The organism is Pseudomonas sp. UBA6753, assembly GCF_002453565.1.
Taxonomy (GTDB): domain Bacteria; phylum Pseudomonadota; class Gammaproteobacteria; order Pseudomonadales; family Pseudomonadaceae; genus Aquipseudomonas; species Aquipseudomonas putida_Z.
Genome location: NZ_DKHD01000002.1, coordinates 185,441 through 196,557 on the forward strand (window position 1 = coordinate 185,441; position 11,117 = coordinate 196,557).

9 protein-coding genes are annotated in these 11,117 nt (G+C 65.3%); 3 read left to right on the plus strand and 6 right to left on the minus strand.

Translation table 11 applies throughout. The features are described 5' to 3' along the window. Positions 1–132: 132 nt before the first annotated feature. The 3 genes from purD (at position 133) to B2790_RS01095 (ending at position 5,118) form a co-directional block, all read left to right on the plus strand. Positions 133–1,428 (plus strand): phosphoribosylamine--glycine ligase, encoded by a 1,296-nt coding sequence (gene purD / locus B2790_RS01085; protein WP_075046492.1) that lies wholly within the window; start codon positions 133–135, stop codon positions 1,426–1,428. A 144-nt stretch (positions 1,429–1,572) separates the two neighbouring features. Continuing rightward, a complete protein-coding gene (locus B2790_RS01090; protein ID WP_025340782.1) occupies positions 1,573–4,344 on the plus strand; it encodes a hybrid sensor histidine kinase/response regulator in 2,772 nt (923 codons plus the stop codon). 177 nt (positions 4,345–4,521) lie between these two features. Beyond that, positions 4,522–5,118, plus strand: a complete 597-nt coding sequence (locus B2790_RS01095) for a MarC family protein (protein WP_013974374.1) — start codon at positions 4,522–4,524, stop codon at positions 5,116–5,118. Here the strand turns inward: B2790_RS01095 and B2790_RS01100 are convergent. From B2790_RS01100 to cobG, 6 genes are all read right to left on the minus strand, one after another. Next, positions 5,096–5,779 carry a hypothetical protein gene (locus tag B2790_RS01100; RefSeq protein WP_286918069.1) on the minus strand — a complete coding sequence of 228 codons (684 nt, stop codon included), beginning with the start codon at positions 5,777–5,779 and terminating at the stop codon, positions 5,096–5,098. The two genes, B2790_RS01095 and B2790_RS01100, sit on opposite strands and share 23 nt — an antisense overlap. A 59-nt stretch (positions 5,780–5,838) precedes the next feature. Further along, a complete protein-coding gene (locus tag B2790_RS01105; RefSeq protein WP_286918070.1) occupies positions 5,839–6,519 on the minus strand; it encodes a hypothetical protein in 681 nt (226 codons plus the stop codon). 91 nt (positions 6,520–6,610) lie between these two features. After that, positions 6,611–8,308 (minus strand): precorrin-3B C(17)-methyltransferase, encoded by a 1,698-nt coding sequence (gene cobJ, locus B2790_RS01110; protein WP_286918071.1) that lies wholly within the window; start codon positions 8,306–8,308, stop codon positions 6,611–6,613. Next, positions 8,296–9,030 (minus strand): precorrin-2 C(20)-methyltransferase, encoded by a 735-nt coding sequence (locus B2790_RS01115; RefSeq protein ID WP_286918072.1) that lies wholly within the window; start codon positions 9,028–9,030, stop codon positions 8,296–8,298. Before B2790_RS01115 ends, cobJ begins: the two co-directional genes overlap by 13 nt. Then, positions 9,027–9,653 carry a precorrin-8X methylmutase gene (locus tag B2790_RS01120; protein ID WP_003257545.1) on the minus strand — a complete coding sequence of 209 codons (627 nt, stop codon included), beginning with the start codon at positions 9,651–9,653 and terminating at the stop codon, positions 9,027–9,029. The genes B2790_RS01115 and B2790_RS01120 overlap by 4 nt, the downstream gene beginning before the upstream one ends. After that, positions 9,646–10,977: a precorrin-3B synthase gene (gene cobG, locus B2790_RS01125; RefSeq protein ID WP_170978801.1), complete on the minus strand. Its 1,332-nt coding sequence runs from the start codon at positions 10,975–10,977 to the stop codon at positions 9,646–9,648. Before cobG ends, B2790_RS01120 begins: the two co-directional genes overlap by 8 nt. Positions 10,978–11,117: the final 140 nt, after the last annotated feature.

Here is an 11,117-nt window from a genome sequence, read left to right on the forward strand (position 1 = left end):
GGGCAAGCGGCGATCCTGTGGGAGCGGGCGTGCCCGCGAATACGATGGTGAATTCACCGCCGCATTCGCGGGCACGCCCGCTCCCACAGCGTTCCCCACCAGCCTCGGGATCACCTGAATCGAGGTTTTGACATGAAAGTTTTGATCATCGGCAGCGGCGGCCGTGAGCACGCCCTGGCCTGGAAAGTCGCCCAGGACCCACGCGTGGAAAAAGTCTTCGTTGCCCCGGGCAACGCCGGCACCGCCATTGAAGCCAAGTGCGAGAACGTCGCCATCGACGTCTGCGCCCTGGAGCAACTGGCTGACTTCGCCGAGAAGAACGTCGACCTGACCATCGTCGGCCCGGAAGCACCGCTGGTCATCGGCGTGGTCGACCTGTTCCGCAGCCGCGGCCTGGACTGCTTCGGTCCGACCAAGGGCGCGGCCCAGCTGGAAGGCTCCAAGGCCTTCACCAAGGACTTCCTGGCGCGTCACAAGATCCCGACCGCCGACTACCAGAACTTCACCGAAATCGAGCCGGCGCTGGCCTACCTGCAGGAAAAAGGCGCGCCGATCGTGATCAAGGCCGACGGCCTGGCCGCGGGCAAGGGCGTGATCGTCGCCATGACCCTGGAAGAAGCCGAAGCCGCCGTGCGTGACATGCTGGCCGGCAACGCCTTCGGCGATGCGGGCTCCCGCGTGGTGATCGAGGAGTTCCTCGACGGCGAGGAAGCCAGCTTCATCGTCATGGTCGACGGCCAGAACGTGCTGCCCATGGCCACCAGCCAGGACCACAAGCGCGTCGGCGACCAGGACACCGGCCCGAACACCGGCGGCATGGGTGCCTACTCCCCTGCCCCGGTGGTCACCGCCGAAGTGCACCAGCGCGTGATGGACCAGGTGATCTGGCCGACCGTGCGCGGCATGGCCGAGGAAGGCAACGTCTACACCGGCTTCCTCTACGCCGGCCTGATGATCGACAAGGCGGGCAACCCCAAGGTCATCGAGTTCAACTGCCGCTTCGGCGACCCTGAGACCCAGCCAGTCATGCTGCGCCTGGAGTCGAGCCTGGTGCTGCTGGTCGAGGCCGCATTCGCCAAGGCGCTGGACAAGGTCGAAGCACAGTGGGACCCGCGCCCGAGCCTGGGCGTGGTACTGGCTGCCGGCGGCTACCCGGGCGACTACGCCAAGGGTGACGTGATCAACGGCCTGGACGCTGCCGCGAAGATCGAAGGCAAGGTGTTCCACGCCGGTACCGCACTGAAGGATGGCAAGGTGACCACCAACGGCGGCCGCGTACTGTGTGCCACCGCCATGGGCAGCACCGTTGCCGACGCGCAGCAGCAGGCTTACCGCCTGGCCAAGGAAGTAAGCTGGAACGGCAGCTTCTACCGCACCGACATCGGCTACCGGGCCATTGCCCGCGAGCGCGGTGAGCACCAGCAGTAAGTTGTACCGGGCTGCCGCAGCGCGCTCCAGCACCTTGCGCCTGCGGCATCCGGCTCGTCGACAGGGCCCCGAGGGGCCTTGCCTTCGACTTGGCGCGCCGCGCATAGTTAATACCCGGCACCTTGGCTAAGAAGGGATTTCGTAGTGCGTCGGCTTCGGATTGCCTCAGCTCTGATCGTCAGCTTGCTGACCTTGCTCTGCATGTTCCCGGCTGCGGCCGAACATGACGGAGGCTGGGCCGTTCTGCTCGACGAACAGGCCAACCTGCAACTGAGCGACGTGCGCTCCGAGCGTTACCGCAACCAGTTCAGCCCGCTGGTACTCGCCGACCTGGATGCCGCCCCTGCGGAACAGGCCCTGTGGCTGCACTACCGCCTGGAGCCCGGCGAGCAGGAACAACTGCTGCGGGTTTTCGCCCCAGACCTTTCTGGCCTGGACCTCTACGCCCTCGAGGGCGACCAGCTTCTGCGTCAGCTGCACCACGGGCGCCAAGCCGGCAATGCCAGCCCGACCCTGCGTGGCAGCGACCATGTACTGCCCCTGCCCAACAGCAAGCAACCCCTGGATATCTACCTGCGCCTGGTTTCCGAGCACCAGCTGCGCCCGGCAATCAGCCTGGAGCCTGCGGCCGTGGCAGCCTCCGACCAGCGCCAGCCGCTGCTGTTCGGCATGCTGTTCGGCGGCCTGGTGATGCTGATCATGCACAACCTGATCCGCTTCCTCTACAGCCGCTCCAGCACCACCCTGATCCTGGCGCTGTACCACGGCCTGATGCTACTCAGCGGCCTGATCCTGCTGAACCTCAGCGGCCCCTGGTGGCACGTGTGGCACAGCGCGCAGACGCCCGCCGCATACCTGACGCTGGTCCTGGCCGGGCTGGCCGGGTTGTGTTTCACCCAGCATTTCTTCTCGCCATGCAACTCGCCACGGCTCAACCGCCTGCTGCAGGGCGAGATGCTGGTGGTCGGGTTGAGCGGGTTGGTGCTGCTGTTCGTCGACACCCTGCCCCTGAACCTGATGACCTACGCCCTGATGGCCCTGGGCAGCGTGAGCATGCTGCTGGTCAGCAGCTACCACTGGTACAAGGGCTATGCCCCCGCACGCCTGTTCAGCCTGGCCATGGTGGTGTTCAACCTCGGTGGGCTGGTGCTGCTGCCAGCGCTGCTGGGCCTGACCCGTACCTCGACGCCCTGGCTGCTGTGCATCCTGCTGGGGCTGACCGTGGCCAGCGGCCTGCTGCTCAACCTGGCAGTCAGCGAACGCCTGCGGCGCATGAGCGAAGAGCGCTTCAGCGCCAGCCGCGCCCTGGCCGCCAGCGATGCCGAAATCAACGCCAAGGCCGAGTTCCTGGCCAAGATCAGCCACGAAATCCGCACCCCCATGAACGGCGTGCTGGGCATGACCGAGCTACTGCTGGGCACGCCGCTGTCGGTCAAGCAGCGCGACTACGTGCAGACCATTCACAGCGCCGGCAACGAACTGCTCACGCTGATCAACGAGATTCTCGACATTTCCAAGCTGGAATCCCGGCAGATCGAACTCGATGACGTGCAGTTCGACCTCAACGCGCTGATCGAAGATTGCCTGAACATCTTCCGCGCCAAGGCCGAACAGCAGAACATCGAACTGATCAGCTTCACCCAGCCGCAGGTACCACGGGTGATCAGCGGCGACCCGACGCGCCTGCGCCAGGCCTTGTCGAGCCTGCTGGAGAATGCCCTGAAAAACACCGACCAGGGCGAGATCCTGCTGGTAGTGGCGCTGGACCAGCGCGGCGAGGTACCGCGCCTGCGCATCGCCGTGCAGGACAGCGGCGAACCGTTGCCCGCCGCTGACCGCGAAGCCCTGCTGCAGGCCGAGTTGCATAGCCACCACTTCCTGTCCAGCAACAAGCTGGGCGGCCACCTGGGGCTGGTCATCGCCAAGCAGCTGATCGGCCTGATGCAGGGCGAGTTCGGCATCAAGAGCAGCACCGGCATGGGCAACACCCTGTGGCTGACCCTGCCGCTGGACCCTTCGCGCCTGGAACAGCCACCAGCCGACCTGGACAGCCCGCTGCGCGATGCTCGCGTACTGGTGGTGGACGACAACGACACCTGCCGCAAGGTGCTGGTACAGCAGTGCAGTGCCTGGGGCATGAACGTCAGCGCGGTCCCGTCGGGCAAGGAAGCGCTGGCCCTGCTGCGCACCAAGGCCCACCTGCGCGACTACTTCGATGCCGTGCTGCTGGACCAGAACATGCCAGGCATGACCGGCATGCAGCTGGCCGCCAAGATCAAGGAAGACCCGAGCCTGAACCACGACATCCTGGTGGTGATGCTCACCGGCATCAGCAACGCGCCGAGCAAGGTCATTGCGCGCAACGCCGGGGTCAAGCGGATCCTCGCCAAGCCGGTGGCAGGCTACACGCTGAAAACCACCCTGGCCGAAGAACTGGCCCAGCGCGGCCGCGAGCAAGCCATACCAGCCAGTTTGCCCGGCATCCCCCAGGCACTGGACCTGCCCGGCGATTTCCGCGTGCTGGTCGCCGAGGACAACAGCATCTCGACCAAGGTGATCCGCGGCATGCTCGGCAAGCTCAACCTCGAGCCCGACACCGCCAGCAATGGCGAAGAGGCCTTGCAGGCGATGAAGGCGCAGCGCTATGACCTGGTGCTGATGGACTGCGAAATGCCGATACTGGACGGCTTCTCGGCCACCCAGCAGCTGCGCGCCTGGGAAGCGGCCAACCAGCGCCAGCGCACCCCGGTGGTGGCGCTGACCGCGCACATACTTGCCGAACACAAGGAACGCGCCCGCCTGGCGGGCATGGACGGGCACATGGCCAAACCGGTGGAACTGTCGCAGTTGCGAGAGCTGATCCAGTACTGGGCCAATCACCGGGAAGCCAAGGTGGATCCGGTACATAGTTCCTGATCTGAGGCGCCTGTGCCGGCCTTTTCGCGGGTAAACCCGCTCCCACAGGTACTGCATAAGGCCTGAAGGCAATGCTATCCCTGTGGGAGCGGGTTCACCCGCGAAGAGGCCGGCACAGGCTATCAATAGAATCTGCTGATAAACTCTGCCCAGCCATAACTGCCTGGACTACCCCCCATGCTCCATGAGTTGTTCAGCGTCTACCTGAAAATGCTCGTGCTCTACAGCCCGTTCTTCGTGCTGTCGTGCTTCATCAGCCTGACCCGCGGCCACTCCAGCAAGGAGCGCAAGCAGCTGGCATGGAAGGTGGCCATCGCCGCGCTGATCGCCAGTGTTTTGCTGTACCTGTTCGGGCGGGCGATCTTCGGCATCTTCGGCATCACCGCCGACGCCTTCCGCATCGGCGCCGGCAGCGTGCTGTTCATCTCGGCACTAGGCATGGCCCAAGGCAAGTCCGCGGTACAGGCCGACAACGTGCAGCAGGATGTCACCATCGTGCCGCTGACCATCCCACTGACCGTCGGCCCCGGCACCATCGGTGCACTGCTGGTAATGGGCGTCGGCCACCCGCACTGGGACGACAAGCTGTTGGCCATCATCAGCATCGCCCTGGCCAGTTTTACCGTCGGCCTGGTGCTGTACCTGTCACACCGTATCGAGCGCATCCTCGGCGACCAGGGCCTGCAGATCGTCAGCCGGCTGATGGGGCTGTTCGTCTGCGCCCTGGCTGCACAAATCATCTTTACCGGTATCAAAGGCTACCTGGCGCCCTGACCATCGCCGGATTGAGGTCGAACCGGTACTCCCCCTGTGCATCCTTGGTTTTCATCAATGCCTGCAGTTCATCTCGCTGGTGTTGGAAGCGCCCGTTGTCCAGCTGCAAGGAAACGCCATTGAACCCGGCTTCGCCCTCCAGCGCCTTTTCGACCAGCAGCATGTCCTGAGAGATGCCGGCGATCGGCTTGTCGAATTGCAGGGTGATACTGCAAAGGTCGAGCGCCGGCCCCGGCTTGAGCAGGCCAAGCTCGATCACCAGCTGCGAACCCTGCGTGCAGAACTTCAGCTGGTGGCGAAAACCTTCGATCGATCGGCCCAAGCCGCTTCTGACTGCAGCCAGCACGGCCTCATGACGGATCGAGCGCATCTTCAGCCACGCCTCGAGCGGCTGTATTTGCGCGCTGCGGGCGGGTTGCCCCAACTGTTTCAGGTCATGCGTACTGGCCAGCTTGATCCAGCCCAGTTGCCGATATGCCTCGCGATAGGCGTCATACCAGGCTTCATAGTTGTCAAAGCGTGACCCCGCATTCCTGTTGGCCACCAACTGGGCGTAAAGGATGGAGTCGAAGGCAGCCTGGCGTTGAATCTGGCCAGCGTCCGCGCGATACAGTAATGCCGTCCCGCCAATCAACATCAGTTGTTCAGCTGTTCTGTCCATTGCGTTGCCTCGTCACAAAGAGCCGAACAAGGCGGCGTTGCAACAACGCCGCCCTGCAATCAGATGTCGTACTGGAGAACGTTCTCGACGCTGCGCACGCCGAGTTTGTTTTCCACGGTTTCGCGGACCTTGTCGTAGACGAAAGTGTTGAGGGTGAGCACAGCCATGCCGGCGTAGTACTCGGTCTTTTCCAGCTTCCACTGGATACCCAGGATGTCATCTTCCAGTTTTGGGGCAGAGGCCTGGATGCAGCTCACCACCATGACCACATCGTTGTTGTCGGTTTCCACGCAGGCGGCCATCCCGACCATGCCCCTGACCTTGTTCTTGCGTTTGTGATCGACCACCTTGATGTCATTTTCGACAGTGGTGAGTTTGTCGAAGGCCGCCTTGGCCAGCACACCCAACTTGGAACCACCCAGCACCGCATTACCGACCGCACCGATCGCCCGTACAGCGACAGCACCTATGGTGACAGACAGCTCGGCAGAGGTTTCCAGCTCGAAGGTGCGACGAGGGATGGTAAAGCCAAGATCACGCATGACATCGATGAACCGGTCGTACCACTCCCTGCTCTGTTTTTCGGCATCGAAGGACTTGTCAGCCACCAAGGTGGCAAAGTGGAAGGCGTTCTTTACGTCATGACGGCTTTGCGAAGACATGCCTGCGCCGCAGGCCAGCAGGTTGCCTTCGACCAGGATCGCTGTGTCGGTTGCAGTGACTTGTGTATCTGTGGACATGTGGAAACTCCTAGATGGTTGCCCCGAGTCAGGGGCGACCACCTTAGCCAGCGCGCCCAGGATGCAGCGCGCTGAAGGGTTTCCGGTGCAACTAGTCGGCCGACGGGTACCAACGCGGCGTGTAGGCCCACACCCCACCCGAGAGGCGAGGAAACACGCAGGTTGTAGATGAGCCGACCAGCACCATGGTGCGCATGTCGACCATTTCCGGCAGCAGCTCAGCCAATGTGACGACCTTCAGCGTCTGCCCCGGCCTACCGATGTCACGACCAAGGACTACAGGCGTGTTCCCCGCGCGATGCCGACGCACGACCTCCAGCGCTACCCCGAGCTGGTGCGGCCTTGCCTTGGAAATCGGGTTGTAGAACGCCAGCACCAGGTCGGCCTGGGCCGCCAGGTCCAGACGCTTTTCAATGATCGACCACGGCTTGAGGTTGTCCGACAGCGACATCACGCAGAAGTCATGCCCCAGCGGCGCACCCGCCTGGGCGGCGGTCGCGAGCGAGGCTGACACCCCCGGCAGGATCTCGAGATCCACCCGGTGCCAGGCCGGCTCAGTGGACGCGTGCAGCGCTTCAAGTACCGCAGCTGCCATGGCGAACACACCCGGGTCGCCCGACGACACCACCACCACCGAACGGCCCTGGGCCGCCAGTTCGAAGGCATGCCGGGCACGCTGCATCTCTTCACGGTTGTCGGTGCAGTGCAGCACCTGGTCGTCACGGAACGGGCCGGCCATGCGCACGTAGGTTTCGTAACCGAGCACATCCTCGGCTCGCGCCAGTTCGGCCTTGACCGCCGGCACCATCAGCTCGGCTGCACCCGGCCCCAGGCCGATGACCGCCAGGCGACCCCGACGACGACCGATCTGCGCCACCTCGACCGGGGCAGGCGCCACCGCGATGACCACATCTGCCACCTCGATCAGCTGCGCAGCAGGCAATGCCACAGCAACCATGCTGGCGAGATCCTGCGTCCTGGCAGCAAAGCGCAAGGCAACCCCCAGGGCCTGTGCGGCCTCGTGCAGGGCGCTGTCGGCCATGGCTTGCTCGTCGGCCAGCAGGCAGGCCACTGCAGGCTCGGCGATGCCGGCCTGCTGCAATGCCGCACGGATACTGGCCAGGCTGCCGCCAGCAACACCCACTACCACCGAACGCGGGTGGATCAGCAGCTCGTCGCGGCTGGCCGGGCGCGCCTGGTGCCCCACATGGATGGTACGCCGGGCCGCCTCGCTGGCAGGCAACTGCGCCTGCTGCAGCCACGGCGCGTCACCTTCGATGCGCACCGCCTCGCCAGCCAGCAGGTCGGAGACAAAGCGCTTGCCTTGCTCGATATCCGCCAGCGCATAGCCCTGTGGCGGGTTCAGCAGACAGGTGCCGAAACGCAGCTCGCCGCTGGTGGTGATGGCCGCAGCAACGCCCAGTGCTTCAGCGATTTCGCGCGCCATCACGTTCACACCGCCAAGGCCCCCGAGCAACGGCACTACGGCACTGCCGTCTTCGGCCACGGCCAGTACCGGTGGCTCGACACCTTTCTCGCTGAGCAGGCCGGCCAGGCTGCGGATGACGATACCCGCCGCGCACAGGGCGATGATCGGCGTGTTCTGCTGGTACAACCCACGCAGGGTATCGCCAAACGCGGTGTAGCAAAGGTCGGCACCCTCGACCCGGCCTTCCAGGCCATGGATCGATGCTTGTGGATAACACTGCTGGATACGCTGCGCCGTGGCCAGGCTGCCCTGGCCAAGGATGACGATCGCCGGTGCCTGATGCATGCTCAGCCCTGCCATTTTTCACCCGGCACGATGATCAGCGAGAAGTACGGCGACGACTGTGGGTCGACCTGGTCCAGCGGCACGATCTTCTGGTTGGCCATGGTCGCCCGCTCCACATACAGCGCGCGCCCGTCCAGGTCCAGTTCGGCCAGCACTTCGCGCACCTTGGGGAAGTTGCGGCCAAGCTTCATGATCACCGCCGCGTCGGCGTCGGCCAGGCGACGCTTGAGCTCCTCGGCCGGCAACACGCCAGACAGCACCGACAGGCTCTGGTTGCGGTAAACCAGCGGCGCGCCCAGTACCGAGGCGCCACCGAGCATCGAGCAGACGCCGGGGATCACTTCGGCCTCGTAGCGCTGCGCCAGGCGGTCGTGCAGGTACATGTAGGAACCATAGAAGAACGGGTCGCCTTCACAGATCACCGCCACGTCGCGGCCGGCATCCAGGTGCTCGGCTACCTGCACGCTGGCCTCGTCGTAGAAGTCGCTGATCACCTGTTCATAGGACAGCGGCGCTGGCAGCGCTTCGGTGGTTACCGGGTAGACCAGCGGCAACAAGGTCTGCTCGGGCTGCAGGTGCGCCTCGATGATGCCGAAGGCGTTGCCGCGCTTGCCCTTGGCCACGAAGTAGCCGACCACGGGCGCTTCACGCAGCAGGCGCAGGGCCTTGAGGGTAATCAGTTCAGGGTCGCCAGGGCCCACGCCCAGGCCCAGCAGACGTCCACGCGGCGCCATCATTCCACCTCCGTGGCGAGGGCGTTGACCGCAGCGGCGGCCATCGCGCTGCCGCCCAGGCGGCCCTGCATGATCACGAACGGCACGCCACGGCTGTCGGCGGCGAGCATCGCCTTGGACTCGGCGGCACCGACGAAGCCGACCGGGAAGCCGAGGATCAGTGCTGGTTTCGGGGCGCCGGCGTCGAGCATTTCCAGCAGGTAGAACAGCGCGGTAGGCGCGTTGCCGATCACCACCACACTGCCTTCCAGGTGCGGTCGCCACAGCTCCAGGGCCACGGCGGAACGGGTGTTGCCGGCGTCTTTCGCCAGGCCCGGTACGCTCGGGTCGCGCAGGGTGCAGATGACCTTGTTATCGGCGGGCAGGCGGGCGCGGGTAATGCCTTCGGCGACCATGTGCGCATCACACAGGATCGGCGCGCCGTTCAGCAACGCCTCGCGCCCGGCCCGGCCGGCGCCTTCGGAGAACTGCAGGCCATCGATGGCGTCGACCATGCCACAGGCGTGGATCACGCGCACGGCGAGCTTTTCGAGGTCTGCGGGGATCCGCTCGAGTCGGGCTTCCTCGCGGATGATCCGGAAGGAATTGCGATAGATCTCCTGACCATCGCGGATGTAGTCAATCATCAAGGTGCTCCGTCGGCAGGTCGAGCATGGCGCCTGCTTCATTCAAGGTAAGGTCGGTGGCGCGCAGGGCGCCGAAGCCCGGCAGGCGCGCATCACGCAGGTACAGGTCGTAACGGCCCGGCGCGCGGGCCAGCAGGGTGGCCGGGGCAACATGGGCCACGGCGCAGGATCGGGGGCAACCGGACAAGTGCACGCTACCGGGCACGCCAGGGCCGAGCAGTGCAGCCAGGGTGACGGCGTCGGCCTTGGTCTCGCCCAGGGCCTTGGCACAGCCACTGGCGCCGGTACAGGCGCTTATGCGTGCCAGTGGCTCATGGTCGTGGCATAGCAGGCCCAGTGCGGACAACCCGGCCTGGGCGTGATCGATGTGTTGCGCTTGCAGGTTGGTCAGCACCAGGCTTTGCCAGGGGCTCAGCCGCAGGCTGCCATCGCCATGTTCACGGGCAACGCGCGCGGCGCCACGCAGCATGGCCGGGGTCAGGCGCCCCTGCGGCGGGGCAACGCCCAAGGCGACGCCCTGCACCTGGGGCAGAACGCCCAGCCACGAGACGTTGCGGGGTGCACGCCGCCATGCGAGCACGGCGGCATCGCGGCGGATGGCCAGGCCGAGCCCGTCGATGAAATCGGTTGCCGAACACACCTCTAGCAACTGGCGCATGCGCGACTGTGCCGGGGTGGCCAGGTCGAGGAAGCGCTCCAGCACCGCACGCACCAGTGCCAGGCCTTGGTCCGCCGGCACCGCACCGAGCACCTGGCCGTCTGCCGGGCAACCCGCCAGGCCGAACACCAGCCAGGTCTGCTGCCCCAGGCGCAGGGCCGACAGCCACAGGTCATGGGGGTGTTCAAGCATGGCCAGGTTTTCGCCGGCATCCAGCTGCACGGCGAACTTGGCCGACAACTGGTGAAAACGCGGGGTGCCTTCCAGCAGGTCGAGGATCTGCCCGGCCAGCGGCCGAGCGTCCAGCAGCATCGCCGGGTCATGCCCGGCCAGCGGGCTGAGCATCAGGTTGCGCACATCGTCACCGGCGGCATCACGTGGGCCCAGGCCGGCTGCGAGCAGTGTCTCGACCAGGCCGCGATGCTCGCTGCCGATGCCGCGAATCTGCAGGTTGCCGCGGTTGGTGGCCTCGATCACGCCACCGGCGAAACGCTCGGCAGCCGCCGCCACTGCGTCGGCCTGGTCGGCCAGCAGCAGGCCGCCCGGCAGCTTGATGCGGCAGATGCCGCCATCACGGGCACTGACGATGCGCCACAACCCCGGGCAGGCCGAGGGACGGGGCGATACATGGGAGGCATGGGCCTGGGTCAAAGGGGCGTCCGGCAATCTGTGAAAATGCGCTTGAGTGTAGAAGGCGCGGTATTATGCCTGCTTTGTCCGGCGGCATGAAAAGCCGGTGGTCGAGCATCATCGACGATCGAGTAGAAATTCTGGACCGCGTCGCCTTCTTCGCGGGGCCCCCCCCC